26 protein-coding genes, 2 tRNA genes and 1 pseudogene are annotated in these 26,548 nt (G+C 48.0%); 12 read left to right on the top strand and 17 right to left on the bottom strand.

The features are described from left to right. The first annotated feature begins 99 nt into the window (after positions 1-99). Complete coding sequence (locus ACOCLE_RS12130; RefSeq protein WP_419536887.1) at positions 100-930, top strand: sterol desaturase family protein; 831 nt, start codon at positions 100-102, stop codon at positions 928-930. A gap of 57 nt (positions 931-987) precedes the next feature. On the opposite strand, the gene ACOCLE_RS12135 is transcribed toward ACOCLE_RS12130, so the two are convergent. From ACOCLE_RS12135 to ACOCLE_RS12155, 5 genes are all read right to left on the bottom strand, one after another. After that, complete coding sequence (locus ACOCLE_RS12135; protein ID WP_419536888.1) at positions 988-1,914, bottom strand: hypothetical protein; 927 nt, start codon at positions 1,912-1,914, stop codon at positions 988-990. Positions 1,915-2,176: 262 nt separating this feature from the next. Beyond that, a tRNA-Pro gene (locus ACOCLE_RS12140) sits at positions 2,177-2,253 on the bottom strand. A gap of 92 nt (positions 2,254-2,345) precedes the next feature. After that, a tRNA-Pro gene (locus ACOCLE_RS12145) sits at positions 2,346-2,422 on the bottom strand. A gap of 64 nt (positions 2,423-2,486) precedes the next feature. Then, the gene (locus ACOCLE_RS12150) at positions 2,487-3,005 is read right to left on the bottom strand and encodes an O-acetyl-ADP-ribose deacetylase (RefSeq protein ID WP_419536889.1); all 519 of its coding nucleotides are present in this window, start codon (positions 3,003-3,005) and stop codon (positions 2,487-2,489) included. 13 nt (positions 3,006-3,018) lie between these two features. Continuing rightward, the gene (locus tag ACOCLE_RS12155; RefSeq protein WP_419536890.1) at positions 3,019-4,383 is read right to left on the bottom strand and encodes a class II 3-deoxy-7-phosphoheptulonate synthase; all 1,365 of its coding nucleotides are present in this window, start codon (positions 4,381-4,383) and stop codon (positions 3,019-3,021) included. Positions 4,384-4,744: 361 nt separating this feature from the next. Here ACOCLE_RS12155 and ACOCLE_RS12160 point away from each other — a divergent pair, with 361 nt between their 5' ends. Next, positions 4,745-4,993, top strand: coding sequence for a hypothetical protein (locus ACOCLE_RS12160; protein ID WP_419536891.1), 249 nt, complete (start codon positions 4,745-4,747; stop codon positions 4,991-4,993). Positions 4,994-5,004: 11 nt separating this feature from the next. On the opposite strand, the gene ACOCLE_RS12165 is transcribed toward ACOCLE_RS12160, so the two are convergent. Together ACOCLE_RS12165 and ACOCLE_RS12170 are read right to left on the bottom strand one after the other, a co-directional pair. Next, entirely contained in the window at positions 5,005-5,856 is an 852-nt protein-coding gene (locus tag ACOCLE_RS12165; protein ID WP_419536892.1) for a sulfurtransferase, read from the bottom strand. Positions 5,857-6,202: 346 nt separating this feature from the next. After that, the gene (locus ACOCLE_RS12170) at positions 6,203-6,511 is read right to left on the bottom strand and encodes a hypothetical protein (RefSeq protein ID WP_419536893.1); all 309 of its coding nucleotides are present in this window, start codon (positions 6,509-6,511) and stop codon (positions 6,203-6,205) included. Positions 6,512-6,674: 163 nt separating this feature from the next. On the opposite strand from ACOCLE_RS12170, the gene ACOCLE_RS12175 reads away from it, so the two are divergent. Next, a complete protein-coding gene (locus ACOCLE_RS12175; protein ID WP_419536894.1) occupies positions 6,675-7,043 on the top strand; it encodes a GtrA family protein in 369 nt (122 codons plus the stop codon). A 36-nt stretch (positions 7,044-7,079) separates the two neighbouring features. Here the strand turns inward: ACOCLE_RS12175 and ACOCLE_RS12180 are convergent, their stop codons facing one another. The 6 genes and pseudogenes from ACOCLE_RS12180 to tadA all read right to left on the bottom strand — a co-directional run bounded on the left by ACOCLE_RS12180 (position 7,080) and on the right by tadA (position 15,117). Beyond that, positions 7,080-7,400, bottom strand: coding sequence for a GNAT family N-acetyltransferase (locus ACOCLE_RS12180; RefSeq protein ID WP_419536895.1), 321 nt, complete (start codon positions 7,398-7,400; stop codon positions 7,080-7,082). Between the two features lie 207 nt (positions 7,401-7,607). Continuing rightward, on the bottom strand, positions 7,608-8,078 hold the full coding sequence (locus ACOCLE_RS12185; protein WP_419536896.1) for a glycine zipper 2TM domain-containing protein: 471 nt from the start codon (positions 8,076-8,078) through the stop codon (positions 7,608-7,610). A gap of 192 nt (positions 8,079-8,270) precedes the next feature. Further along, positions 8,271-9,551, bottom strand: coding sequence for an ISKra4 family transposase (locus ACOCLE_RS12190; RefSeq protein WP_419532972.1), 1,281 nt, complete (start codon positions 9,549-9,551; stop codon positions 8,271-8,273). 64 nt (positions 9,552-9,615) lie between these two features. Continuing rightward, a complete protein-coding gene (locus tag ACOCLE_RS12195; RefSeq protein WP_419536897.1) occupies positions 9,616-10,335 on the bottom strand; it encodes a hypothetical protein in 720 nt (239 codons plus the stop codon). A gap of 161 nt (positions 10,336-10,496) precedes the next feature. Next, positions 10,497-14,422, bottom strand: a pseudogene (purL, locus tag ACOCLE_RS12200) (phosphoribosylformylglycinamidine synthase). Between the two features lie 221 nt (positions 14,423-14,643). Continuing rightward, positions 14,644-15,117 (bottom strand): tRNA adenosine(34) deaminase TadA, encoded by a 474-nt coding sequence (gene tadA / locus ACOCLE_RS12205; protein ID WP_419537204.1) that lies wholly within the window; start codon positions 15,115-15,117, stop codon positions 14,644-14,646. Between the two features lie 269 nt (positions 15,118-15,386). On the opposite strand from tadA, the gene ACOCLE_RS12210 reads away from it, so the two are divergent. The 9 genes from ACOCLE_RS12210 to sctU all read left to right on the top strand — a co-directional run bounded on the left by ACOCLE_RS12210 (position 15,387) and on the right by sctU (position 22,641). Further along, positions 15,387-15,890 carry a type III secretion system chaperone gene (locus tag ACOCLE_RS12210; protein WP_419536898.1) on the top strand — a complete coding sequence of 168 codons (504 nt, stop codon included), beginning with the start codon at positions 15,387-15,389 and terminating at the stop codon, positions 15,888-15,890. A 321-nt stretch (positions 15,891-16,211) separates the two neighbouring features. Beyond that, positions 16,212-17,555, top strand: a complete 1,344-nt coding sequence (gene sctN, locus ACOCLE_RS12215) for a type III secretion system ATPase SctN (protein ID WP_419536899.1) — start codon at positions 16,212-16,214, stop codon at positions 17,553-17,555. Between the two features lie 4 nt (positions 17,556-17,559). Further along, positions 17,560-18,063: a type III secretion system stalk subunit SctO gene (gene sctO / locus ACOCLE_RS12220; protein WP_419536900.1), complete on the top strand. Its 504-nt coding sequence runs from the start codon at positions 17,560-17,562 to the stop codon at positions 18,061-18,063. An 11-nt stretch (positions 18,064-18,074) separates the two neighbouring features. Then, positions 18,075-18,815 (top strand): type III secretion HpaP family protein, encoded by a 741-nt coding sequence (locus tag ACOCLE_RS12225; protein ID WP_419536901.1) that lies wholly within the window; start codon positions 18,075-18,077, stop codon positions 18,813-18,815. A gap of 8 nt (positions 18,816-18,823) precedes the next feature. After that, positions 18,824-19,795: a type III secretion system cytoplasmic ring protein SctQ gene (gene sctQ, locus ACOCLE_RS12230; RefSeq protein WP_419536902.1), complete on the top strand. Its 972-nt coding sequence runs from the start codon at positions 18,824-18,826 to the stop codon at positions 19,793-19,795. A 66-nt stretch (positions 19,796-19,861) separates the two neighbouring features. Next, entirely contained in the window at positions 19,862-20,530 is a 669-nt protein-coding gene (sctR, locus tag ACOCLE_RS12235) for a type III secretion system export apparatus subunit SctR (RefSeq protein ID WP_419536903.1), read from the top strand. Next, a complete protein-coding gene (gene sctS, locus ACOCLE_RS12240) occupies positions 20,523-20,786 on the top strand; it encodes a type III secretion system export apparatus subunit SctS (protein WP_419536904.1) in 264 nt (87 codons plus the stop codon). Before sctR ends, sctS begins: the two co-directional genes overlap by 8 nt. A gap of 2 nt (positions 20,787-20,788) precedes the next feature. Continuing rightward, the gene (sctT, locus tag ACOCLE_RS12245) at positions 20,789-21,580 is read left to right on the top strand and encodes a type III secretion system export apparatus subunit SctT (RefSeq protein WP_419536905.1); all 792 of its coding nucleotides are present in this window, start codon (positions 20,789-20,791) and stop codon (positions 21,578-21,580) included. Beyond that, entirely contained in the window at positions 21,577-22,641 is a 1,065-nt protein-coding gene (gene sctU / locus ACOCLE_RS12250; protein ID WP_419536906.1) for a type III secretion system export apparatus subunit SctU, read from the top strand. Before sctT ends, sctU begins: the two co-directional genes overlap by 4 nt. A gap of 42 nt (positions 22,642-22,683) precedes the next feature. On the opposite strand, the gene ACOCLE_RS12255 is transcribed toward sctU, so the two are convergent. The 4 genes from ACOCLE_RS12255 to ACOCLE_RS12270 all read right to left on the bottom strand — a co-directional run bounded on the left by ACOCLE_RS12255 (position 22,684) and on the right by ACOCLE_RS12270 (position 26,516). Next, positions 22,684-23,526, bottom strand: a complete 843-nt coding sequence (locus ACOCLE_RS12255; protein WP_419536907.1) for an SDR family NAD(P)-dependent oxidoreductase — start codon at positions 23,524-23,526, stop codon at positions 22,684-22,686. A 247-nt stretch (positions 23,527-23,773) separates the two neighbouring features. Next, the gene (gene dmpG / locus ACOCLE_RS12260; protein WP_066014782.1) at positions 23,774-24,802 is read right to left on the bottom strand and encodes a 4-hydroxy-2-oxovalerate aldolase; all 1,029 of its coding nucleotides are present in this window, start codon (positions 24,800-24,802) and stop codon (positions 23,774-23,776) included. A gap of 3 nt (positions 24,803-24,805) precedes the next feature. Continuing rightward, positions 24,806-25,720 (bottom strand): acetaldehyde dehydrogenase (acetylating), encoded by a 915-nt coding sequence (locus ACOCLE_RS12265; protein WP_419536908.1) that lies wholly within the window; start codon positions 25,718-25,720, stop codon positions 24,806-24,808. 4 nt (positions 25,721-25,724) lie between these two features. Beyond that, positions 25,725-26,516: a fumarylacetoacetate hydrolase family protein gene (locus ACOCLE_RS12270; RefSeq protein ID WP_419536909.1), complete on the bottom strand. Its 792-nt coding sequence runs from the start codon at positions 26,514-26,516 to the stop codon at positions 25,725-25,727. Positions 26,517-26,548 lie beyond the last annotated feature (32 nt).

Genomic DNA, 26,548 nt, shown 5'->3' on the forward strand with positions numbered 1-26,548 from the left:
TCATCCATTCACCATACAACAATAAGAAAAGGTTTCTTTATGGATGTGCTCTCACCCTGGCAGGGATTCTATAACGATCCATGGTTCTGGCAGTTTCCCATGGCGACACTGGCCATCAGCATGGCATCATTTTTAACCGTCGCGACTCCATGGACCATCGTCGCCTGGCTTGATCCAGAGTCAATGCGAAAATATAAAATCCAGCAAAAACCTTTTGAGTTTAAAAAATACTTCTGGCCCTCCATTGCCCGTATCGTCATCAATAATATCATTCTGGCCTGTTTATTGGTAGCAACCTGGCCCCTGTTAAAACTGACTGCGGTGCATAATGGTGAGCTGCCTGCCTGGTATATCATCATCGCTCAGCTGTTGTTTTTTGTTTTTCTTGATGACTTTTTATACTACTGGATGCATCGTTACATGCATGAAAACAAATGGCTGTTAAAGCATGTACACAGCGTTCATCACCGTATTCGCAATACCTGTGGGATTAACGGGAATTATATGAACTGGCTGGAGTATGTTTTAACCGCTGGCCTGACCCTGGTGGGCCCTATTCTGTTAGGCGCTCATATTTATGTTGTCTGGATCTGGGTTGTTATCCGTCAAATGGAAGGCGCTGATGGCCATATCGGCTATGATGTACCGTGGAATCCCGCACACCTTTTCCCTGTATACAAAGGCCCCGTTTACCACGATTTCCACCATGCAAAGTTCAAAGGCAACTATGCTGGTTTCCTGCCTTACCTGGATGAATACCTGGGCAAAACCCATATCCCGGCTTACCTGCGTTATTTGAAAGGTCGTAAAGCAGGATTAACGGCTCAGCAGATCGAACAGCAGGAAATTGAGCTGAGAAAATCAAAACTTCAGCGAACTCGCAGGACTGTTTCTGAGGCGAAGCCAATACACAGTCCGGCGGAGTTCTAAAGCGACAAAAAAGGCTGTGCCCAACCAGGGAATGCAGCCTATCAACCGTTCAAGAACCTAAACCCCGACAGCCTCTCCTGTCTGCTGATCATTGATATCAAGGGCATCCTTTGATCTCAGCAATCTTGGACCTCTCATTAAGAACAGCACAATCCAGACACAGATACTGAAATACCCCGAATGCCAGATCAGAAAACCAATACCGCCCCACTCGCTTAAACTCTTCGTTTCATTGACCACAAACAACGCATCTTTAACAGCCTGAAGACTGGCATTAAATTGATAACTCCCCTGTCGCAGGTCTTCCAGTACATGCGGCCAGTATTCGATCGGCAAATGGTAAAATACGGAATAACTGCAATAACCAACCAGCCAGATAACATTCAACCAGACAAACGGTTTCAACAGCCTTAGCTCAGTAGTACTGTGCTCACTTTTCATGACGGCCCGTAATTGCTTAATGGCTAACGGGAAGATCGATAGAAAAGCCATTCCCCAGAGCGTCTCTTCGATAGCAAACAAAACCTCGAACTTGGTAATTAATGCCGTGGTGGCAAAAAACTGGGCGATGAAAATGCAAAGGAAGAGAAATTTGGGTGCCCGACTGACAAGTACATCAAAGACATGTTCTTGTCCTGACGGATAGAGTTCTAAATCCTGGCTTGTGCGCAACATGGCAAGCATAAACAGACCGGCAAAAGACAACTCTGCAAAAAATGCCAGATTGCGAATCAACAATGAGCTGTTAGCCAGACTGTCAAACCACGCCAACTGCTCAAGATAACTGGAAACAAAAATGGATCGATACAAAGCCACGGATACAAAAACCATTCCCATCAACTTCATCCAGCGCAGATAGGAATCGTTTTCGGTATTTCTACGTCGAAAAAATAATACGGCTAAAACAACGTTTATCGAATTAATCAGAACCAATGTGCTCCACCAGCTCCATGCCCATGTCCATTCGGGACTTTCCATCACCAATACCCCTGTCACTTCATCCGGAGTAGCCTTAGATAGGGCTTCCGGTTTGTTATTATTTTTAATGTTCCAAACTAGCAGGCTGTTTCATAAAGTACGGCTTACTGATTTCCAGCGCTTTATCTTTATAAATCCAATAGAAAACAATAACACGTTTGAACAGTGATCTTATATGCCGGCGGAATCAAACACCGAATAGAATGATCTTTAATACAGTGTGTGATGAATAATGAAAAAAGAGTGTGAAAATACTTGGAGGAGCTTCTGGTCGGCGTGAGAGGATTTGAACCTCCGACCCTTTCGTCCCGAACGAAATGCGCTACCAGGCTGCGCTACACGCCGAAGCCATTGCTATTCTAGACATGCAGACGAACCTGTCAACGACAGTAGAAATAATTCAGTGAAGTTTTACGAAGAGAAAAAGAAAAGAAAAATGGTCGGGGTAGAGAGATTCGAACTCCCGACATCCTGCTCCCAAAGCAGGCGCGCTACCAGACTGCGCTATACCCCGTTAGACGACGCATATCATATTGTTTTTGAACGATAAGTCAACAGCTATCTGTAAAAAATGTCTATTATTTAAACTGGCCAGCTAGAAGTTGCTCATACAAATCTGCCATGAGCTGGTTATACAGGACAAATATAACCTTGTGGGGGAACTCATGCCCGGCCAGCCACTCATGCACCTCATTAAAAGCAATTTCTGAGGCGGCCTGATGAGGATAACCATAAACACCGCAGCTAATGGCAGGAAAGGCTACCGATGATAACTGCCGGTTTGAAGCTTCCGTAAGAGCATTGCGATAACAGGCACGTAGCAGGCCAGGCTCACCAGCATCCCCTCCCTGCCAGATCGGGCCAACCGCATGAAAAACATAGTGTGCAGGGAGATGAAATGCAGGTGTTACCCGCACTTCACCGGTAGGACAGCCTCCAATCTCCCGGCAGGCTGCAAGGAGCTCAGGCCCCGCAGCCCGATGGATGGCACCATCAACTCCGCCACCACCAAGGAGCCCACTGTTAGCCGCATTCACAATGGCATCCACAGATAATGTCGTAATATCATCCTGAATAATGTCAATGCGATCGTTCATGGTTGAGCCTCGACTACCTTGCGTCTCTCAACTTACGACACTTCTTCAACGTTTCAGCAATCAGAAATGCCAGTTCCAGCGCCTGATCGGCGTTCAGACGTGGATCACAGTGGGTATGATAACGATTGCCCAGATGATCTTCAGTCACAGCATGGGCACCACCAACACACTCTGTCACATTCTGTCCGGTCATTTCAAAGTGAACACCGCCGGCGTACGTCCCCTCGCCACGGTGGACTGCGAAGAACTGTTCTACTTCCGAGAGGATTTTTGACACTTCACGGGTTTTATAGCCATTGCCAGCCTTGTAGGTATTCCCATGCATTGGGTCACAGCTCCAGAGCACATTGCGCCCTTCACGCTGAACGGCTTTCAGCAATGGCGGAAGGCCTTTCTCAACATTGTCAGCTCCCATACGAACAATAACGTTCAGCTTGCCAGGAATGTTGTCCGGGTTGATCAGGTCGATCAATCGAATCAGGTCATCCGGTGGCAGGGTTGGACCCGCTTTCAGACCAATGGGATTTTGAATACCACGAACAAATTCAACATGACCACCATCCACTTGGCGAGTACGGTCACCCACCCACAACATATGCGCTGAGCAGTCATACCAATCACCGGAAAGGCTGTCACGACGAGTCAGTGCCTGTTCATAAGGCAATAGCAGGGCTTCATGAGAAGTATAAAACGCAGTTTCACGAATGGTGGATGAATGCTCTGCAGAAATGCCGCAGGCTTTCATAAAGTCCAGAGTTTCATCTATTCGGTCAGCCATGTGGCTGTACTGGTCAGACTGCGGACTGTTTGAAACAAAGTCCAGGTTCCATGCGTGCACCTGCTCCAGAGAGGCTAAACCGCCCTGGGCAAAAGCACGCAATAGATTCAGAGTGGATGCAGCCTGATGATAGGCCTGCAGCATTCTCTGGGGGTCTGGATTACGAGCCGCTTGAGTAAACTCGGTACCATTAATGATATCACCACGATAAATGGGCAACTCAACGCCATTGATGGTTTCGGTACCGGAAGTTCTTGGCTTGGCAAATTGTCCGGCTAAACGCCCTACTTTAATCACCGGACAGGCAGCACCAAAGGTGAGTACCACCGCCATCTGCATCATGACTTTAAACGTGTCACGGATGTTATTGGCAGAGAATTCCAGGAAGCTCTCCGCACAGTCACCACCCTGCAACAGAAATGCCTTGCCTTCAGTCGCTTCAGCCAGACGGTTTCTCAAATCATTCACTTCACCCGCAAAAACCAGCGGAGGCATCGCAGCAAGCTTTTGCTCAACCCGGCTCAACATTTCCTGGTCGGGGTATTCTGGCAGCTGGAGCAACGGCATATGTCTCCAGCTATCAACATTCCATGAATTCATTAAGTCACCAGCTCTTTCACACTCGCTAAAAACAGCCATTCTACCTGAATAAAATCATCAAGGCTCTGACGTTTTCCCATGAATAATTACGTAAGAGATATTAAGAATTATCACTCATTAGCCGACGTTAAGGCTTTACATAGTATATTTGGTTTGTTATAAGTTTCGACCTAACAAGAATACGTAACTATACTCATCACTATGAATTTTTTACTGCTTTCCATGATTACCATGAAACTCGGCAAAATTATGATGCGCCGAGGGGGTTATCGTGGATAGCTGAAAAGCAGAAACGAGCCCCCGCACCCTAACCGGTCCGGGGGCTTTTTTATGAGCATTGCAACTGACAGGAAATGAGAGCGTGAACGAGTTGAACCTTCGACTGATCACCACCAGTGATCCGAGTAGCCTTGAACAGATTCTCCAGTGCAGCAGCGAGAACGGACTCCATCTGAAAAGTTTCGCAGCTGAACTGAACACCCAGAAAGATCAGTACGAAATTAAGATGTGTGTATCCGGCTTTGCCAGTCAGCATCAGATTGTTGGCAGACTGGCTCAGCAGAAATACATCCGTGAACTGAGCCCAATGAAATCCCGTGGGTTACTATGAATGATGCAAGGCTATTGACCTCTGGCAACAGGATGCCGGGGGTCTGTTATCCATTCGCTCCATGAGCCGGGGTATAGTGTTGCACCAGACAGACCCGCGAGTTCCATGGCAAAAATATTGTGGCAGGCGGTAACACCGGAACCACAGTAGAAGACTGGCCGGAAATCTTCACCTACCAGTGAAGTAAATATTTCTCGCAAGTGATCCGCTGAAAGAAAGCGGCCATCTTCATCCAAGTTTTCAGCGAATGGATGACATACCGCTCCAGGTATATGTCCAGCCAATGAATCCATGGTTTCCTCTTCTCCACGGAATCGTTCATAAGCCCTGGCATCGATCAGTTTTCGTGACAGTCCCTTTCCTTCCGGTTTCATTTCCTTCAGCAGATCCACTGCGGATACCGTCGGCATATGACCTGTAGAGAAATCGCTTTGGCTTTCTACAACGTCAGAAATATCGGTAGTCACTGGGTAACGCCCAGCCTGCCAGGCCTTCATGCCTCCATGCAGAATCATGCACTGAGAGATTCCGGCCCAGCGCATCAGCCACCAGGCCCTTGCCGCCATGGCATGACCACCATCATCATAGACAACCACCTGAGAGTCCTTATCAATCCCCCAGCGACGAAGCGTTGCCTGCCAGTCTTTCTGCCCTGGCAGCGGATGCCTGCCGGTTACGCCCGGTACAATCGATCCGGAAAGGTCTTCTTCGAGGTCAGCGTAGAGCGCACCAGCTATATGTCCCTGGTTATACATCCCCCGCCCCTGTTTAGCATCAGCAAGACTGAATCGAGCATCCAGCACAACCAGGCGCTCATCCTTTAACAGAGTTGCCAGCATCTCCGGCTCAATTAATAAAGGCATCTACTTACCCCTGTTTAGCAGCTTCCCAACTCCCCTTTGTCACCCTTCATCCAATACAAAAGTGGCGAAGGGGAAGTATTGCAGCAGCTAACACACCAGCATGAAAGATTTGTGACGGTTTTACGTTGTTTTCAAACAGTAAAAAAATGAGGGGGGCTTTGCAAGACGTTCTGCTAATCAAGGCAAGAGGAAAAGACTGAGAAGAGTTTTAAAACCCACCAGCAGAGCTGGTGGGCTCACATCCATGTGATAAGTGCAATCCATGCAAGATTTACGTTATCAACACACTTGTTACGGCAATAGCAGCAATCGCGCGGAAAAGTGTGAGACATGTCTCACACTGCAATTATTGGCCGACCTGAGCCTTATCAACAATCTTGCCATCACGGATCACTTTTTCTGAAAGAAGGTCACTTAACTCCCCATTATCCGGTTCAACAAGGATAATTCGGGTTTCCTCAGAGGATTCGTCAAACTCCATATCTGGAGAGTAAGCGTTTTCTTCTACGGGCATTTCTACTACATCTTGTTGTATTGAAATCACATCCGTCACGGGCACTTCTTCAGGCCCATCATTTTTTGCCAGAAAAAACCAACCAGCCACACCGAGGATCAGAAGAACCGCCACTACTATTGCAATTGTCTTGTTACTCATACCCATCCTCAACCATGCCCCCAGGCCATATAAAAGCCCACTGGACAATACCAAAAGCTGTTCAGACCGCCAATGTACAAAGTTGCAGAACATTGCTCAAGTCTTTACCCGAAGACACTACCTACCGATATGAATAAAAGAACCCAAAAGAAGGAATAAACCTGTGGGACTGCTTATTAAATTTTTCCTGGTCAGCATTCTGGCAAGTGCCATACATCTAGATATTCTATACCTTCTGGTCACAAACGATGTCTTTCTTCCTATCAGAGCCAATGTTGCGGCCTTCCTATTGGCCATGGTCGTTAACTACTATGGCCACACCTTCTGGACGTTTAATCACAAAAAGCACAGCTTTCAGCGCAGCCTTAGCCGGTTCGTCGCTGTTCAAATTGTCGCAGGGATGCTGAACCAGTGGCTGTTTTATATGGCCATCACTCGCACGAGCCTTGACTACTTATGGGCCAGCGGGGCTGTGTTGGCTATCGTCACACTGGTGATTTTCATTCTGAGTAGATACTGGGTGTTCCGTTAACACATAGCCTTGATCAGGAGGGACTGGCTTAACACACTAATCGACCGGGTAGCTGGCACTTCGGATCATCATCGGGTGTTTATCACTGAGAGGCTGAAAGCCAAAGCGCTCAAAGAAAGGGACCCGACCCGTTGCTGGCCAGAGATGGACAATCTGGATCTGCCGCTGATCACACCACTGAACGGCAGCTTCCATTAAAGCTGAACCGACCCCTTTACTGCGGTGTTTTTTATCCACCAGCAGGTCATAGATACAGCAATAGCGAACATAGTCACTCTGCAGCCTGACAACACCAGCCAGCGTTTCTTCAATGCTTACCTGAAACCAGCAACTGCTGGCATAAATAGAATGCTGCAAAGCTTCTAAACTGGCGTGATTCGTCCAACCTGCCTGTTGGTATAATTCTGCCAGTTCTTTCGAGGTGGGCGCTAAACAGTCAATGTTCACAGGGTTAGAGTCCTGATTTTTGTGATTGTTTAGTTATTGTAGGAGGAATAGCTTGGCCAGACGTAATTTCAACTAATCCACGGTATCAGGATGGGGCCTGAGCCCCGTCTGAGTGGATTATTGCATTCTTACAACACGAGTCGTGCCACTCTGGGTCAGAATCTTAACCGTATCACCGACCTGCAAAGGGGCTTTTGGATCGGCTTCCTGAACGACGGATATATATTTGCCACTGTCGAGCCGGATGGTCATTTCAATGCCCTGTTGCGTGGTCAGCTCTTTCTCGGCCATGTTACCCAGTACACCACCAGCAACACCACCAAGAATGGCGGCAATGTCACTTCCTTTACCTCCGCCAACGCTTGAGCCTGCAATACCACCGATTGCCGCACCCGCAACAGTGCCCACAGCACCTTCAGTACCTTCCAGCTTTACATGCTGTAGTTCGGAAATAGTTCCAAAGCTGACCTGTTGAATTCGGCGAGCCTCACTGCTTGAATACGTTGTGCCTGTGCTGTCGGTCATACAGCCTGATAACAATACGGCAAAAACAATAGGTAACAGGTACCAGAAGCGCCTCATATTCATGACTTCAACTCCTTAAATCTAAGAAACTATAGTACATGATCGAAGAGACACTTGTGATGCGAGAAATATTTATGGAATGTAAAACCTATACTTCGGATTATTGGTTGGTCTGTAGGTTTCGGAAGATTTTTTCTACTATCATCGACTTTTCACAACACTCTGAAGGGGTGCTCTCTCAATTTGATAACTGACTCATAGGTTAGCTTCAACCTTTCCAGTCATGAACTCAGACCAAAGTTGTTCCCAGCGCCCCTTACTCTGGATCAGTGCTCTTGTTGTCAAAAGCACTTCCGCTCCTGTTGCTTTCCACCTCATTCCAGAACCACATAATCGTTGCTTTACCAGAGTCTTACAAGCCGCTTCAGTAACTCCTGAACCTATTGGCCAATGGCGTTTAAGCGCCTGATGATAATTCATTAACTGGTGATTGTTTGTAAAATAGCTCACAGCTTTGTAGCGCTTCTCTGTCAGTGCGATTGTCTTTTTCGGGAGCTCGGCTGATTCAATTTCCTGAAGGATTTTTTTGGCTGCTCCACGCTTGTTTTTCAAACTATGTAGCCTGTCTTCAAGCCACTGGTGTCGCTTCGCCTTACTGGTTGGAAACAGTGCTTCCGCTGCTCCAGCTAAATATTCAGATGCATGATAAAAATCGAGTATCTGCCCAGAGGTATGTTGTTTCAAATAACTCCAGTTTTCTCTAGCCCCGTCAGCTACCCCGATGTATGTGGCATTTGGGTAGAGTCGTTTTAGATCTGCAATCTCCTCGTCGAGCTTGCTCATAAAGCTTTGTTTACCATACTCTGGCGAACTGGCTGTATATATCGTGTGGAGCCTGTCTCCATCTGCAGAATATAGGCTCAATGTCCCACACATGGCTTCCCTCCAGCCTTCTTCACAAAGCAGCATGCAGGTTCCATCCAGACCAATGGCTATTGTTTCAACAGGCTCTTTTAGTGGAGGAAGGTGGTAGTGAGTGTCTTGCTGGTCTTCAATTAATGCACCTACTCTGTCCGATAAATGCTTGATATAAGAATTTGAAAGCGTCCTTTGATGGTTGGTCTCAAAATCTTCTTTTACCGCAGGCGCTGGCATCTGGCTGTATTTCCAGGCGATAGACTTGGCAAATTTGGGGGTAGCTGAACCAATAATACCGGCACGAAGATCAAGTGCTGCCAGAGTACTGCCACCTCTGACACCCTGATATACGGAGCGCTCCAAAGGTATACGACCGTATAAGGTTTCATAGTGCTTAAGAACCTTTCCTTTGTAGTTCCACTTCTGCTGATTAACGACGATAGGTTCTTTATTGGGTGATTCAAATAGCCCCAATAACTCTTTTGTTCCAAGCTGCCCGGCTTCATTGAGTGCACGCTGTAAACTATCTTCAAGATTCAGCATGTTGCCTGAATCTATAGAAACTTCAATTTGCAAAACGATGCTTTTGGTAGAGCTGGAAATAACAGAAGCGGGCATGACAGTTAACTATTATGAGTGGTGTTCCCATAGTAGCTGTGAAAATAGAGCACTATTGTTTCAATCATTCAGAGAGAGCACCCCTCTGAAGTTCGATAGTTTCCTCTGAACTAGGGGTAAATTGACTTGTAAATACTGAAACTCTGGTTGGGCTTTTGGAATCCTGCAAGTTTAAAGCACTTTTATACAAGCTCTCCTGAGAGCCAGATAATGGCAATCCATCCGGCATCTCACGGTGAACAAGAATATCAGCACGTTGATTCTCGACACTCGGAACACTTTCCTCTGGTATATCAGGCGTTCCATAGGATAACGTTTCACTGTTATGTCTACTTAATGGAGCTCGGCCAGAAATATCTACTCTCATTCCCGGCTCTGTTATAACAGATGACATCTCGCCATCAATCTGATTGTGAGTACATTCTGGCCATCGGATTATTTGCGGCTCTTCACCAACAACAGCCATGCAATCGTAAAAGCATCTTAAGATACTGCTACAACAACCCTCTCCCGAAGGTCGCCACATGTTCACTAGAGACATAGTCTCTTCGCGCTCTTTCTTGCAAGCCAGACAGATCTGCCTTTCCATCAAGCTTTTTGCCTCAGTAGCTGGATCAACATCACTGGAAATAAGAGCATTTTGTGAGGGTTGATGATGAGCTGATTTTCTTAGGTCCCATTTACCTGGTACTCCCTCCCATTCATCACGCCCTTCGTATCCGAACCCTCCCTGCTTACCTGAGTTCCAGACTGAAATTATTTCGCTAATAATATTGAATGCCATAATACAAGCTCTCCAGTCACATATACTTTATAGACAATCTCCTTACAAAACAGTTCACTTCCATGTACCTGAACTTCTTCTCACCCTGATTGAAAAGCAAAAAAAAGCTGGCTTCTCACATAAGAGGCCAGCTTTTTGCTAATCAAAGAGAGTACTTCCTGTTAGCCTACCCAGACCCTTGCGTTCCGGAACATTCTCATCAACGGAGCATCTTCATCCCAATGATCAGGATGCCAGCTGTTTTGAACTGTACGGAATACCCGCTCAGGATGGGGCATCATAATGGTCACCCGGCCATCGGCAGAGGTCAGGCCCGTCACTCCCTGAATCGAGCCGTTGGGGTTGTATGGATAACGAATGGTTGGCTTACCCTGATTATCCACAAACTTCAAAGACACCTGACCACTGATGGACAGTCGATCCAGATGAGCCGGGTCGGCAAACTCGGCATGACCTTCTCCATGGGCGACAGCAATTGGCATACGGGCACCGTCCATCCCCTGGAAGAAGATTGAGCGGCTCTTCTGAACCTCAACCATCGCCACCCGAGCCTCAAACTGCTCAGACTGGTTGCGGACAAAGTGAGGCCAATAGTCAGCACCGGGAATCAGGTCGTGCAGATTGGAGAGCATCTGACAGCCGTTGCACACACCCAGGGCAAAACTATCCCGACGATCAAAGAAACGGGCAAACTGATCACGGGCCTGCTCATTAAAGAGGATGGATTTGGCCCAGCCTTCACCGGCCCCCAGAACATCCCCATAAGAGAAGCCACCACAGGCCACCAGGCCTTTGAACTCCTCCAGAGTGCGACGCCCCGACAGGATATCGCTCATGTGGACATCAACGGTCTTGAAGCCAGCCCGGTCAAACGCAGCGGCCATCTCTACCTGACCATTGACGCCCTGCTCCCGCAAAATTGCCATGGCGGGACGAACACCGGTGTTGATATAGGGAGCTGCCACATCCAGAGAGATATCGTATGGCAATGAAGCGTGCAGCCCGCCATCACGATCATCCAGGAGGTTATCGTATTCCTGTCGTGCGCACTCTGCGTTGTCCCGCAGCGCCTGAATGCGATAGCTGGTTTCTGCCCACCAGCGCTGGAACTTGATCCGGCTTTCACTCACCAGTTCAGAACCATTGAACCGGAAAGATACCCGCTGACCAGCAGCCAGGGTACCAATGGTGTGGGAGCAGGCAGCCAGACCATGCTGAGCCAGTATATCCTTGGCAACTCCTTTCTCACGGTGGCGCACCTGGATTACAGCACCCAGCTCTTCATTGAACAGTGCTGGCAGGACCATCGATTTGTTGCCCGCCAGCTTGTCCAGATCAATGGAAACACCCGTATGACCGGCAAACGCCATCTCAATCAGGGTGGTAAACAGGCCACCATCGGAGCGGTCGTGATAGGCTAGTAACAGATCCTTATCCATCAGTTCCTGAATGGCATTAAAGAACCCTTTCAGGTCTTCCGAAGAGTTAACATCCGGCGCAGAGTCACCGACCTGGCCATACACCTGAGCCAGTGCTGAACCACCCAGCCGGTTATGATCACGGCCAAGGTCAATCAACAGCAGGTCAGTATCACCCTGATCCGTCCTCAGCTGTGGCGTCACCGTCTTGCGAATATCCTGGACAGGAGCAAATGCCGAGATAACCAGCGACAGTGGTGAGGTAACACTTTTCTCTTCACCATTTTCCTGCCACTGGGTTCTCATGGACATTGAGTCTTTACCCACCGGAATAGCAATACCCAGCGCCGGACAAAGGTCCATACCCACGGTTTTAACGGTATCGTACAGGTTTTCATCTTCACCCGGATGACCGGCTGCTGCCATCCAGTTGGCGGACAGTTTGATATCTCCGATGTTACCAATACGGGCAGCGGCAATATTGGTGATCGCTTCACCAATCGCCATACGACCGGAAGCCGGAGCGTTGATCAGGGCGAGTGGTGTACGTTCGCCCATCGACATGGCTTCTCCGGTATACCCTTCAAACGCCGAGGCGGTTACCGCGCAGTCAGCCACTGGGACCTGCCAGGGCCCCACCATCTGATCACGATTAACCAGGCCGGTAATGGTTCTGTCACCAATGGTGATCAGGAAATTCTTGCTGGCGACGGATGGCAGTTTTAATACCCGCTCCATCGCTTCAAGCAGTTTGACATCGGTCAGGTCGAGGGGATCACGCTCAAATGATTGACGCTGAACCTCTCGATGCATCTTGGGCGGTTTGCCCAGCAGTACATCCAGAGGCATATCCACCGGGTGGTTCTTGAAGTGGCTGTCATCCAGCAACAGTCGTGGTTCTTCTGTCGCTTCACCGACCACCGCATAAGGACAGCGCTCCTGCTGACAGATCGCCTCGAATCGAGGAAGGTCTTCTGCAGCCACCGCCATGACATAGCGTTCCTGGGACTCATTACACCAGAGCGCCAGCGGCGACATGCCGGGTTCATCATTATTAATGGCACGCAACTGGAAGTGACCTCCCCGGCCACCATCACTCACCAGCTCAGGAAGTGCGTTGGAGAGCCCTCCAGCCCCTACATCGTGAATGAATGCAATGGGGTTCCTGTCGCCCTGTTGCCAGCAACGGTCAATCACTTCCTGACAGCGACGCTCCATTTCCGGGTTGTCTCGCTGCACACTGGCAAAGTCCAGATCTTCCTGGCCTTCACCCGAAGTCATGGAAGAGGCCGCACCACCACCCAGACCAATCTGCATGGCAGGACCACCCAGAACAATCAGTTTGGCACCGACCGGAATCTCCCCTTTTTCAACATGTTCAGCTTTTATATTGCCAAGACCACCGGCCAGCATGATTGGTTTGTGATACCCACGCACCTCATAACCGGCAGCGCCCTTTACACTGGCTTCAAAGGTACGGAAATAGCCACAGAGGTTCGGACGACCAAACTCATTATTAAAGCCGGCACCACCCAATGGTCCATCAATCATGATTTCCAGTGGTGAGACAATTCGCTCAGGCTTGCCATAATTCTGTTCCCAGGGCTGCTCATATCCCGGAATGTTCAGGTTAGACACGGTGAATCCCGTCAGGCCTGCCTTGGGCTTGGATCCCTTGCCTGTGGCTCCTTCATCGCGAATTTCACCACCAGAACCGGTTGCAGCACCCGCCCATGGCGCGATGGCGGTCGGGTGGTTGTGGGTTTCTACCTTCATGAGGATATGAATGTCTTCCTCATTGAAGCCATATTCACGGCTCTCAGCTTCAGGGTAAAACCGCTTTGAGTGGAAACCTTCAATGACAGAGGCATTATCTTTGTAGGCCGATAACACCCCGTCACTGTGCATGGCGTGGGTATTCCGGATCATCTTGAACAGGGAAAGATCCTGCTCTTCACCATCAATACTCCAGGAAGCATTAAAAATTTTATGTCGACAGTGTTCTGAGTTTGCCTGGGCAAACATCATCAGCTCAACATCAGTAGGATCCCGTTCGAGCTTCTGATAACTTTCCACCAGATAGTCGATTTCATCATCTGCCAGTGCCAGACCGAGGGACTGATTTGCCCCAGCCAATGCCTCTCTGCCGCCTTCCAGAACGGGTACAGTCGTCATAGGGGAGGGTCCGGACACAGCAAATAATGTTGGAATCTCATGCTCATCACGGAAGACTGCCTGGGTCATCCGGTCATGCAGTAGATCAGCAATCAGTGCTTCCTGGTCTCCAGACAAGGTGGTATCTGCAAACACCACAAAACGAACGCCTCGCTCGATTCGCTGAACCATGCCAAGGCACAATTGTGAGCAATGTCGGATGCCTTACTGGACCAGGGGGAAATCGTGCCCGGACGGGGAACCACCAGAAATTCTGCCTGAGAGGCAAAGTTTTCTGGCTCTGTCTGTTGAATTTTTGGGCCATAGGTCAAAAGCCTGGCCAGAATATCAGCCTGCCTTTCACTTAGCCCTGTTTCACAGGACGACTGGATTTTGACGTAATGCTGGAATTCAGCAACAACACAGGAGATCTCTGGCACTTTGCTCTGCAACTGAGCAAGCAGCTTTTGACTGCGGAACTGGGAAAGTGCAGGGGCGCCACGCAGTATCAGCATGTTCTGGTCTGTCCTCGGGCCAATTAACAGCTATGAGGAGCTACAGCCTGGATGAGCTAATAATAATGAGCATCAGGAAGCTCGCATGAATGGCCACTTCCTGATTGGATTACAAGCCAGTCCTTATGCTACAGCCTCTCAACTCAGGGGGATGATCAAAGGCTGCCTATAATAATCGAAACCAGCCTTCGGAAACCAGCAATCATAGGCCATTTCTTATGCTATTTATCAACAAAAGGCTGCTTTCTTCGCTCTTCACGAATCTGCTGGCGCCGAAAACGGAAAAAATCACTGATCATCTCACTGCATTCAGCCTGAAGAACACCACCAGTAACCTCTACCCGGTGGTTCATCTGAGGCTGCTCAAGAACTCTTGCTGCACTGACAATGGCTCCTGCCTTGGGTTCTATTGCTCCATATATCAGGCGACGAATCCGGCTGTGGACAATGGCACCTGCACACATGGTGCAGGGCTCCAGCGTGACATAGAGGTCACAATCCAGCAGGCGGTAGTTCCCAATGGCGGTAGCTGCTGACTGAAGTGCCAGAATTTCGGCATGAGCAACCGGATTGCAGGACGAAATGGGTTGATTACAGGCCCGAGCGATGACGCGACCATCCTTAACGACCACTGCTCCCACGGGTACCTCCCCTATGATACGGCCTTTATCCGCTTCTAACAGGGCTTCTTTCATCCAAATGGCGTCATCAATCACAAACTATCTACCAAATAACACTAATAGCTTTTAATGATTTCGTATCATGAAGGAAAGTAGCGGGCTTTTCATCCATTGATTCTGTCATTTTTTCCAGCTTTTTATGAAATGTGTCAATCAGCCGATTAAATCTATGGATTTTTTTCCCATGCGGAATGTCTGAGCTATATATAGTGTCTAAGCTATAAATAGATTATCAAAATAAACTGCTCAATTATGAAAAATAAATCAGTGGAGGGAAGGGCCTGATGTCTTTCAAGCAGAATGTAGAACAACATCTACAACACTTTGCCCAGAGCATCGGTCTGGGAGAACTCAAATTAAATGAACATGATGCCTGTGGTCTGTGTTTTGACGATACCTTAATCGTTAACATGGAATACCTGGAAGACGATGAAGCTCTGGTGTTTGTTGCTTCTGTTCGACCAATGGATGCTCATGATTCAGCCAAAACCGAACTTTTTGAAAAAATGCTCTCTCTGAACCTTCAGCATCACAGTATGCAGGGGGCATTTCTGGCACTGAACCATGACAAAACAGAAGTTTTGTTAATACGTTCTCTTCAGGCTTCCTGTGACTACGGCTTGTTTGAGTCAACACTGGAAAAATTCGTTAACACGTTGGAATGGTGTGTAAGTGAGCTGGATAAGTCCAAACAGGATCAACCTGCTTCTCCAAAAGCGCCTTCGCGTCCACAACAAGGTGGACCTGGAGGCCCTGGTGGTCCTGGTGACATGGGAATGATGGTTTAATTATTTGAGTTAGATATTAAAGGAGGGTTATCCCCTCCTTTTCCGCCCTTCCCCACACCCTCAATCTACACATAATTCATCACGGTCATTTCAGCTCTAAATTATTGAGCCGAGAATATAAATAGAAGCCTATAAGGCTTAATGCCGTGAGCAAGAATCATATTTCCAGCTCAGCGTCGAGCAGACAAACTATACTCCGTCGCGTCTGGTAATAACTCCAAACAGTGAAGAATACAAAGTGCAAATCTCTCCAACCATAGAAATGGGAAGGATCTTACATAACCGCACTTTGAGTATCAGAAAAATAATGGAGGCATCAAGTTGGCTCAAGCGTTTAACTACCTGACCACTGCACTTCAGGGAACGGTTGAAAGTAGCAGACTGGTTGATATTCGTGGCCGGGTCACCGAAGTACAGGGCATGATCATTAAGGCGGCTGTGCCCGGTGTTAAAATCGGCGAGCTCTGTCAGCTGGTCTCTCCAAATAACCCTAATGACAATGACCGTAACTCCTATGCTGAAGTTGTTGGTTTTCAGGGGCATGAAACGGTCTTATCCCCGCTGGGAGAAATCATGGGGATATCATCAACTACTGAAGTGATCCCAACAGGAAAAGTGCATCATGTCGCTGTTGGACCACACCTTCTAGGGCATGTACTGGATGGTATGGGCAACCCCTTAAATCCGGAAGCGTTTAACGGCATTGAACCCGAAGCACACTATCCGGTCTACGCAGATGCACCAGACCCAATGACTCGACGAATTATTGACCACCCGATTCCGCTGGGTGTCAAGGCTATTGATGGCGTTCTGACCTGTGGGGAAGGCCAGAGGATGGGTATTTTTGCTGCAGCGGGTGGTGGTAAGAGTACCCTGCTGTCCATGCTGGTAAAAGGGGCAGAAGTTGATGTTACGGTTCTCGCCCTAATCGGTGAACGGGGGCGTGAACTTCGGGAGTTTATTGAGCACGACCTGGGGCCAGAAGGGGTTAAAAAGTCCGTTATTATTGTGGCAACATCCGACAAGTCCTCGATGGAACGATCCAAAGCCGCGTATACAGCAACAGCCGTTGCCGAGTATTTCCGCGACAAAGGCAAGCGAGTTCTCTTACTGATGGACTCAGTCACCCGTTTTGCTCGTGCCCAGCGTGAAATCGGACTAGCTGCTGGAGAACCTCCCACTCGCCGAGGCTTCCCTCCTTCAGTCTTTGCAACACTGCCTAAATTGATGGAACGGACAGGCATGTCAGATGTTGGCTCAATCACTGCACTCTATACCGTTCTGGTAGAAGGTGACGACATGACGGAGCCGGTAGCAGATGAAACCCGCTCAATTCTCGATGGTCATATCATTCTTTCCAGAAAGCTGGCAGCTGCAAGCCACTTCCCTGCTATTGATGTATTAGCCAGTGCTAGCCGTGTTATGAATGCCATCACGACTCCTGAACATCAGGCTGCAGCAGCCAAAGCCAGGGAGCTAATGTCTAAATACGAAGAAATTGAACTTCTGGTTAAAGTTGGTGAGTACAAACAGGGTGCAGACCCTGTCGCTGATGAAGCCCTGCAAAAAATTGAAACCATCCGATCATTTTTAAAACAGAGAACGGATGAGCTCGTTCCACTTGAACACGCTATTCAGCAACTTCAGCATATTGTAGGTTACTGAGAAAATGCTTAAGGAGCTGCTGAAGGTTAAGAATATTCGCGAGCAAGCAGCGGAGCGTGAAGTAAAACAGCGCGAGCAGGAAGTGGAACTTGCTAAACAAGAGGTTGAGCGACGTCAACAGGAAGTCGAGCAACGCAAACAAGAACTGCAGGATTATATTGCATGGCGTAGTCAAGAAGAACAGCGTCTATACGATAATATTATGAACACCAGTATTCAGCAGCAAGACCTGGACAGACTAAAACAGAAAGTAGCCATGCTGCGTGAAAAAGATGCCTCAATGGAGCAGGCAATTTCTGAAGCAGAACAGCGTGTAGTTGAAGCGGAACAAAAGGTTGTCGAAGCTGAACAGATTCTTGAAGCCGCAAAACAGAAACATTACAAAGCAAAGTTGGCAGTAGAGAAGTTTGAAGAATTCTGCAAAGTGCAGGATGAAGAGGCTGAAAAAGAAGCCAAGCGTCTTGAAGACCTGGAAATGGAAGAGTTTACCGTTAAATCCAAGGAATAGGATCAGAGATCATGTCAACACAAGGTGTGAATCAAAACGGCAATACCCAGTCAACCCAGCCTCCTCAGCAGCAGGATTACAATCAGCAAAGTCGAAAAGTGTCTGAAAGACAGGCCAGCGACTTTGCTGATCGGATGGCAAAAGAGAAACGGGAAAAAGAAAAAAAAGCAGGAGGGGATAAGGAACAAAGCCTCGAAAGCCTGCTTGCGGAGCGTAATAAAAGCTCTAAAGATGCGATCAAAGGCCGTCAGGAAAAGGATCAGGGCGGTGAAAATATGTTTCAACATATGCGGGATGGTTCTGAGCATACCATGCTCAACAATCACCAGAATCAGATAAAAGCGGATGCTCAGCTTCGTGAAATCCAACAAATCAGTAGTGTTAAGGAGATAGATGCTGTACTGCAGAAACTGGCCGACCAGATTCAAGTCTCTGCCAAAGATGCAGTGAATGGAGCTGAAGTCCGCATCTCCTTGAAAGACAGTGTACTTCCTGGCACTGAGATAAGAATTCAAAGGCAGGGTGGTGAACTGACGGTAACCATGAACACGTCATCCGCTGAAGCGGGTAATTTTCTTGCACAGCATGAAGCCAACCTTCAGAAAATGCTGGCAGAGCGATTCTCAAATGACAAGGTTCAGGTGAATATCAACATGTCAGGTGGCGACAATCAGGATACTGATGGCCGTTCCCGCAACCAGTATGTCGCTGAAGATAACGACCAGAACTCTTCCAGCAACGATCGGGCATAGGCTGAACCATGGCAGCAGAAACTCTTGATCTACCCTCTGTCTCACCCTCGCAGCTGCTGCTCAGCCAAATTCTCAGTGGTCGACATACAGAGCTTGCTCTGCCGGTAAATGAGGACAGGTGGGATATTTCATTGAGCAGTATTGCGGCAGAAAACATGCCAGCCATCTGCATGCAACTTGAAATAAACCATCAACCTGTCTCGTTCTATACGGGCAGTGCATTCATTGACCGTATCATGCCGGACAACCTCAGTAGTCAGGTGCTACTAAAGCTTCCCAGAGAGTTGATGCTGGCTGCCTTGGAAAACAGACTGCAGGTTCTTCTTGAGTATCTGATGCAAGGCCTTGGAATTTCAATCAAGTTTTCTGACATGATGCCCAATGCTGATCAGTCAAAACGAGCAGAGCTGGCCATGAACATCCGGATAGCGGGAACACAATACCCTATTTATCTGGAAAGCAACCCCATTGTATTTGAGCTGCTCAAACTACTCCCCACTCATATCCAGAATCAAACCACCGATATACCTATCTGGACGGGTCTGGAACTTGGACGGGCAAAACTGTCCAAAGATGAAATCAGTGAACTGGGTGTTGGAGACATTGTTTTTTTCCATTACCACGTCACCGGGCAACAACTGATTATCAGAGTCAGTCAGGAAATTGCTTTCATCGGTGAAGCTGAAGGTTCGCAAATCACCATCAAGCACAGGATGGATACAATGGAAGAGGAACAAATCGATCATGAACAGGGCTCCATAGACCTGTCCAATATTGAAATTGACCTTTTATTTGAAGTGGGACGACAACAGTTCAGCGCACAGGAAGTTCAGAGTCTTCAGGCAGGGCATGTGTTTGAACTGGATCGTCCTATCGAGCAACCGGTTCGTGTTCGAGCCGGTGGTAAGTTGATTGCCGAATGCCAACTTGTACAGATCAATAATCGACTGGGTGCACGCATTACCAGAATTGTCGACTGATGTCTTTTAGGGCCATCTTAAATAAGAAGCCTCCTGATCAAACAGTGAGACTTATAAAGGGCGACTATGGAAAGCGGTGCTATTACTCTAACCAGTCCATTTTATTTGATGATCCCACTGGCGCTAATGGCGCTGGTGCCTTTTCTGGCCGTCATGGGGACATCATTCCTTAAGCTGGTTGTCGTTTTTTCCATCCTGCGAAATGCCACCGGTCTTCAGCAGATTCCTCCCAATATTGCCATGAATGCTCTGGCCATTATCCTGACCCTGTATATTATGGCACCGGTAGGTTTTGAGGCATGGGATATTATTGAAGAGGAAAATATCAGCTTTCAGACCGACGACAGCGAAGTCCTGATGAATAATATCGAGCTGTTAATAACCCCCTACAGAGACTTCCTGAAAAAGAATACAACAGAACGAGAACGAAATTTCTTCCTGAAAAGCGCAAGAATACTGTGGCCAAAGGCATATCAGGCCCAATTGACCGCTGACGACCTGGTGATCCTGATGCCATCATACTGTATCAGTGAACTGACCAAAGCCTTTGAAATAGGCTTCCTTTTATACCTGCCGTTCATTGTTATCGATTTGATTGTCTCTAACATACTTCTTGCCATGGGTATGATGATGGTGTCACCAATGACCATATCATTGCCATTCAAACTGTTACTGTTTGTTTTGCTGGATGGCTGGACCCGTTTGATCCACGGACTGGTGCTGAGTTATGCATGACCCGCATATACTGACACTCACAGCTCAGTCACTGTGGCTGACACTGTTACTTTCAATGCCTCCAATTATCGCTGCATCCGTTGTAGGTCTGTTAATCAGTTTGATTCAGGCACTGACACAAATTCAGGAACAAACCCTGCCTTTTGCATTTAAGCTGGTAGCGGTCATTATCAGTATCTTCCTGACATCCCGCTGGATGGGCATCGAGATCTATAACTTCTCGATTGCAATCATGGATATGCTTGAAAGGCTCTGATAATGATCCTGCCCGTTGATGATCTGAAAGAGTGGTTTTACATACTTTCAATGGGCATGCCCCGAATTGTTGCCATGTTTACTGTTCTTCCCATGCTGCATAAGCGCAACCTGGGTGGAGCCATGATACGTAACGGCATTTGCATGTGCCTGGTGCTTTTCATGCATCCGATGCTCTCTGAAGCCAAACCAGATGAGGCACTGTCAATCTATGACACTAGTGGCATTGTCATTAAGGAGGCCTTCATCGGCGCGATTATGGGTTTTGTTCTGGCCATACCATTCTGGGCATTGGAAGCGGCCGGTTTTTTTATTGATAACCAGCGGGGGGCTTCAATGGCAAGCACCCTGAATCCATTTTCGGGGGCGGAAACCTCCCCTATGGGTATCCTGTTCAGCCAGGCACTTATTGCTCTGGTCATGACCAGTGGGTTATTTCTATTGATATTAGAAAGCCTGATGCTCACCTATAAAGTCTGGCCAGTATTCAGCTATTTTCCAAACATCAACCAGGAAGCAGTGACATTTTTCCTGGGACAGTTTGACCTGATTATCCAACTGTCCATGTGGCTCTCTGCGCCAGTCATTATCTGTATGTTTATTACCGAATTTGGCATTGCCCTGATCAGCCGGGCAGCTCCCCAGTTGAATGTGTTTATTCTGGCCATGCCAATTAAGTCTGCCGTTGCCTGTGCCATTCTTGTGGTTTACATGGCAACCATTCTGGAACTGTCCCGCAAATACATGATGGGAATCCCCGATCTGTTTGAATCATTGGGAGTGATCTGGAAATGAGTGCAGAAAAAACCGAAGAACCCACCCCCAAAAAACTCCGGGACGCCCGTGAAAAAGGGCAGGTTGCCAAAAGCAAAGAGGTGTCAGGTACCTTTAACCTCATCGCTGTATTAGCAACACTCTGGTTCATGAGTGAAACCTATATTGAGACCTTTAAGGCAATGGTTGTATTTCCTGCCCAGGTTTATAACGAACCGTTTGAAGTCTCATTTAAAGTTGTGACCATGGGTATTCTTAATATGACCATGGACTTATTGATTCCACTGGTTGCCGTATCCATGCTTTCAGCTATTGCAGGAAACATAATGCAGTTTGGTCTGCTGTTTGCGCCAGAGGGAATCAAACCTGATATCGAAAAGATCAGTCCGGTTGGAGGGTTAAAGAAAATCTTTGCTATGAAAAACTTGATGGAGTTTTTCAAGTCAATTATCAAAATACTATTTCTGACCTTTGTTGTTTACTACGTTATCTACTCAAGTATTGGTGATATGGTTGACATGCCATATTGCGGTAGTTCATGCATATTACCAGTCGCCGCCCATCTGATAAAAAAATTGCTGCTCTACTCAATGGTCGCTTTTGTGATTATTGCAGTTCTCGACTATATGTTTGAACGCTATAACTTTATGAAACAGAACCGAATGAGTAAGGACGAAGTCAAGCGGGAGCATAAAGAAAGTGAGGGTAGCCCGGAAATCAAAGGTAAACGTAAGGAAATCCATCAGGAAATACTGAATCAGGCTGAAAACACTGGCAAGTCAGACGTTGTGATCAAAAACCCAACTCATCTGGCGATTGGCTTGCAGTACCGTCAAGGTAAAACACCCCTTCCTATTGTTACTGTTAAAGGACGTGGTGGTCATGCCCGGTTTATTATCAAAATTGCAGAAAAAGAAGGCATTCCTGTCCTTGAAAACGTTCCACTGGCTCATGCCCTGTTTCATTTAAACATTGCCGATTTCATCCCTGGTGAACTGATTGAACCTGTTGCAGAAGTCTTCCGCTGGGTGCAGGAAATTAAAGAGCAGGAGAAAGATAGTGAATCACCTGGTGACGAGTAATAGCATCACCATTTCATAAAAATGGTGATGCTGAATGAAATATCAACCCGTCCGAGCCAGCTGCTCTTTCGCAAACATCTTCGCAAAGGGCTTGTGAATCGCTGAAGGAAGCAGTCTTTTAAATTTTTCTACCATATGTGAATCAGTACCAATAACCACTCGCTGTTTATTCTTCCTGACCGCATTCAGCATTTTTGCAACCGCCTTATCGGTATCCATAGCAAACTTATCGACTTTTCTATTTATAGCTGCTGCATTTGCCGGATTGCCTGCCTTGTCCAGATGCGCTTTAAGTATATTGGTTTTAATCGCCCCAGGATGAACACTGGTCACTCCAATATTATCCATATGCAGCTCAGCCCACAGTGTTTCACTGATCGCCCGCACTGCTGACTTTGTTGCGCAGTAAGAAGACTGATTAGGCATACCAATAAAGCCCGCCAGACTGGACATATTGATAATATGCGCATTCTCAGGGCCTTTCCTGCCCTGCTCTTTCAGGTAAGGCAGAAACGCTTTGGTGCCATAGATCACCCCCCACAGATTGATGCCAATCACCAGCTCCCAATGCTCAATACTCAGGTCTTCAAAACTGCTCTGCAGGGTAATCCCCGCATTATTGACCAGCAGATTGACAGCACCATGCACGTCAATCACTTCTGCAGGCAGAGCTTCCATCCTTTTGCGGTCAGTAACATCAACAATATGGCGGCTGACTCTTACGCCATAGGATTCAAGCAGCTTGGCCGTTTCATCCAGCCCCTGCTGACTGATATCACCCAGGGCCAAATGACAGCCTTCTTTCGCCAGCTGAAGCGCCATCTCCCGTCCAATGCCACCACCTGCACCGGTGATAACAGCCACTTTATTATTAAAATTGTTCATAGGCTGAAGTCTGCTGTTCAAAAGTTTTTTAACCACGAAGACCACAAAGCGCACCAGGCCTTTGTGGTCTAGGAGCCTGTCGGACTTAACGCTGGCCTACTGCGAAAAAACCGGATTTGGCCATTTTTTATGCTGCTTTTCGTTGAATAGAACCACTATTCGCCTCAAATCAGCATAAAAACTGGCTCAAACCGGGCTTTTTCTCGCTACGGCCGGTTAAGCCCGACAGGCTCCTGAGGAACGATAGTTAGATGAGCCCCTGCTCTTTAGCCATGGTCAGGGCCAGATCTTCGATCATGTCTTCCTGGCCACCCACTGTTCCACGACGACCCAACTCTGCCAGAATATCCCGGGCCTGAACGCCATACTTGGCTTCAGCGCGCTTGGCAAACAGCAGGAAGGAAGAGTAAACACCCGCATAACCCAGTGTCAGTGCATCACGGTCGATCCGAATCGGCTGATCCATCAGCGGCACTACAAGGTCTTCTGCCACATCGCTGATCTTGTAAAGGTCAACGCCGGTTTCAACCCCCATGCGATTAAGCACCGCAACAAAGACTTCCAGAGGCGTATTACCGGCACCGGCACCAAGTCCTGCCACGGAACCATCAATACGGGTGGCACCCGCCTCAATGGCAGACAGAGAGTTAGCAATTCCCATGGCCAGGTTATGGTGACCGTGGAAGCCGATTTCGGTTTCAGGATTCAGCTCAGCACGTAACAGACCCAGCTTTTCTGTCACTTCATCCGGCAGCATATAACCGGCAGAGTCGGTGCAGTAAATACAATTTGCTCCGTAGCTCTCCATCAATTTGGCCTGTTCCAGAACTTTCTCGGCACTGACCATATGGGCCATCATCAAGAAGCCAACCGTATCCATCCCCATCTTGGCAGACATGCCAATATGCTGTTCCGATACATCGGCTTCGGTACAGTGAGTTGCGACACGAATGGTGGAAACGCCCAGGTCTTTCGCCATTCTCAGGTGATCCAGGGTGCCAATGCCGGGTAACTGCAAGGCAGACACCTTGGCATTTTTCATCTTGGGAATAACGGCATCCAGGTATTCTTCATCCGTGTGAGCCGGAAAACCATAGTTAACGGAAGCACCACCCAGGCCATCACCGTGGGTAACTTCGATCAGAGGAATGCCTGCCTCGTCCATGGCAGTCGCAATGTTCACCATTTCGTCCAGAGAGATCTGGTGACGCTTGGCATGCATACCATCACGCAGACACATGTCATGGAGAGTGACTTTCTTACCTTTCAGATTCATTGTTTATTCTCCACGTGCCGGTAAGGTGATTGCGCCTTTTGCCGCTTCTTCAGCAAACATCTCAGCCGTTCTCAGGCCTGCAGCGGTCATGATATCGAGGTTACCCGCATACTTGGGCAGGAAGTCGCCAAGGCCTTCAACCTCCATAAAAACAGAAACCCGGTTGCCGTCAAAGATCGGCCCATTCACCAGACGATAGCCCGGAACGTATTTCTGAACCTCAGCCACCATATCGTGAACAGACCGGGTTATGGCCGCCTGATCCGGCTCTCCAGCGGTCAGACAATGAATGGTGTCCCGCATAATCAGTGGTGGCTCGGCAGGGTTGATGATAATGATCGCCTTACCCTTCTTCGCTCCACCTACCTTTTCAACAGCACCAGAAGTTGTGCGGGTAAACTCATCAATATTCTGTCGTGTACCAGGCCCTACAGAGCGTGAAGATACGGTGGCAACAATCTCACCGTATTCAACTTCCTGAACTCGAGAGACAGCAGCCACCATGGGGATAGTAGCCTGTCCACCACAGGTCACCATGTTGACATTGAGCTTCAGCTGTTCGGTATGTTCTCTCAGGTTAACCGGAGGAACGCAGAACGGGCCGATGGCCGCGGGCGTCAAATCAATCATAATGACGCCGAGTTCATTCAGTTTGCGGCTGTTTTCTACATGTACATAAGCGGAGGTGGCATCAAAGGCGACTCGGATATCGTCCTTGATTACATGAGGAAGAACACCATCCACACCTTCTGCAGAGGTTTTGATGCCCATCTCACGGGCACGCTTCAAGCCCTCGGATTCCGGGTCAATACCCACCATCCAGACTGGCTCAATCCATTCGGAGCGTTTCATTTTCATCAACAGGTCGGTACCGATATTACCCGGCCCAATGATGACTGCCTTCAGTTTCTGACTCATCTTGTTATTCTCCAAATGTCACAGCGGCCTTGCCCAAACCTTCAATCTCCAGTTCCATCACATCACCGGGCTGTACCGGCTCCAATGGCACCAGGGAGCCGGACAGGATGATCTCTCCAGCCTTGAATGGAATACCAAATTCTCCCAGCGTGTTTGCCAGCCAGGCGACAGCGGTCAGTGGATCACCCTGAACCGCTGAACCCAGCCCTTCACTGATCAGCTGGCCATTTTTATACACTTTCATCTGTGCTGAAGGCAGGTCGATAGTGTTGGGATCAATCTGTTCTTCGCCCAACACAAAAACCCCGCAGGAAGCATTATCTGAAACCGTATCCTGAATTTTGATCTGCCAGTTATGAATTCTGGAATCGACAATTTCAAAACACGGCATGACGCACTCCGTGGCTTCCAGAACATCCTTCTCTGTCACACCAGGCCCCACCAGATCTTTCTTGAGCTTGAAAGCAATCTCACCTTCTGCTCGAGGCTGAATCAATTTATTCTCTGAACAGGAGATGGTGTCGCCATTTTTGAACCACATCTCGTCAGTGATGAAACCAAAATCCGGCTGGTGAACATTCAGCATGTCCTGAACCGCTTTGGAGGTAACCCCAATTTTCTTGCCCACAATGCGGTCACCAGCTGCCACACGGCGTTCTACCATATGCAGGGAGATGTGGTAGGCATCTTCAATGGTGATATCACTTTCACGATTGGTCAGCGGCTCGATGGTTTTTCCTGATTTCAGAGCTTCATAAAGCTCATCACCGTACTGCGCTCTTTTTTCGTTATTCATTGTATTTATTCTTTAATTTGGAAAATGCTGTA

The organism is Endozoicomonas sp. (assembly GCF_965196975.1).
GTDB lineage: Bacteria > Pseudomonadota > Gammaproteobacteria > Pseudomonadales > Endozoicomonadaceae > Endozoicomonas.

What these genes read in the sequence shown, in the direction of transcription:
- ACOCLE_RS12130 (WP_419536887.1), top strand. Translation starts at nt 100, where the DNA reads ATGGCGACACTGGCCATCAGCATGGCATCATTTTTAACCGTCGCGACT.
- ACOCLE_RS12150 (WP_419536889.1), bottom strand. Translation starts at nt 3,005, where the DNA reads ATGAACGATCGCATTGACATTATTCAGGATGATATTACGACATTATCT.
- ACOCLE_RS12155 (WP_419536890.1), bottom strand. Translation starts at nt 4,383, where the DNA reads ATGAATTCATGGAATGTTGATAGCTGGAGACATATGCCGTTGCTCCAG.
- ACOCLE_RS12165 (WP_419536892.1), bottom strand. Translation starts at nt 5,856, where the DNA reads ATGCCTTTATTAATTGAGCCGGAGATGCTGGCAACTCTGTTAAAGGAT.
- ACOCLE_RS12170 (WP_419536893.1), bottom strand. Translation starts at nt 6,511, where the DNA reads ATGAGTAACAAGACAATTGCAATAGTAGTGGCGGTTCTTCTGATCCTC.
- ACOCLE_RS12185 (WP_419536896.1), bottom strand. Translation starts at nt 8,078, where the DNA reads ATGAATATGAGGCGCTTCTGGTACCTGTTACCTATTGTTTTTGCCGTA.
- ACOCLE_RS12190 (WP_419532972.1), bottom strand. Translation starts at nt 9,551, where the DNA reads ATGCCCGCTTCTGTTATTTCCAGCTCTACCAAAAGCATCGTTTTGCAA.
- ACOCLE_RS12195 (WP_419536897.1), bottom strand. Translation starts at nt 10,335, where the DNA reads ATGGCATTCAATATTATTAGCGAAATAATTTCAGTCTGGAACTCAGGT.
- tadA (WP_419537204.1), bottom strand. Translation starts at nt 15,117, where the DNA reads ATGAAAGAAGCCCTGTTAGAAGCGGATAAAGGCCGTATCATAGGGGAG.
- ACOCLE_RS12210 (WP_419536898.1), top strand. Translation starts at nt 15,387, where the DNA reads ATGTCTTTCAAGCAGAATGTAGAACAACATCTACAACACTTTGCCCAG.
- sctO (WP_419536900.1), top strand. Translation starts at nt 17,560, where the DNA reads ATGCTTAAGGAGCTGCTGAAGGTTAAGAATATTCGCGAGCAAGCAGCG.
- ACOCLE_RS12225 (WP_419536901.1), top strand. Translation starts at nt 18,075, where the DNA reads ATGTCAACACAAGGTGTGAATCAAAACGGCAATACCCAGTCAACCCAG.
- sctQ (WP_419536902.1), top strand. Translation starts at nt 18,824, where the DNA reads ATGGCAGCAGAAACTCTTGATCTACCCTCTGTCTCACCCTCGCAGCTG.
- sctR (WP_419536903.1), top strand. Translation starts at nt 19,862, where the DNA reads ATGGAAAGCGGTGCTATTACTCTAACCAGTCCATTTTATTTGATGATC.
- sctS (WP_419536904.1), top strand. Translation starts at nt 20,523, where the DNA reads ATGCATGACCCGCATATACTGACACTCACAGCTCAGTCACTGTGGCTG.
- sctT (WP_419536905.1), top strand. Translation starts at nt 20,789, where the DNA reads ATGATCCTGCCCGTTGATGATCTGAAAGAGTGGTTTTACATACTTTCA.
- sctU (WP_419536906.1), top strand. Translation starts at nt 21,577, where the DNA reads ATGAGTGCAGAAAAAACCGAAGAACCCACCCCCAAAAAACTCCGGGAC.
- ACOCLE_RS12255 (WP_419536907.1), bottom strand. Translation starts at nt 23,526, where the DNA reads ATGAACAATTTTAATAATAAAGTGGCTGTTATCACCGGTGCAGGTGGT.
- dmpG (WP_066014782.1), bottom strand. Translation starts at nt 24,802, where the DNA reads ATGAATCTGAAAGGTAAGAAAGTCACTCTCCATGACATGTGTCTGCGT.
- ACOCLE_RS12265 (WP_419536908.1), bottom strand. Translation starts at nt 25,720, where the DNA reads ATGAGTCAGAAACTGAAGGCAGTCATCATTGGGCCGGGTAATATCGGT.
- ACOCLE_RS12270 (WP_419536909.1), bottom strand. Translation starts at nt 26,516, where the DNA reads ATGAATAACGAAAAAAGAGCGCAGTACGGTGATGAGCTTTATGAAGCT.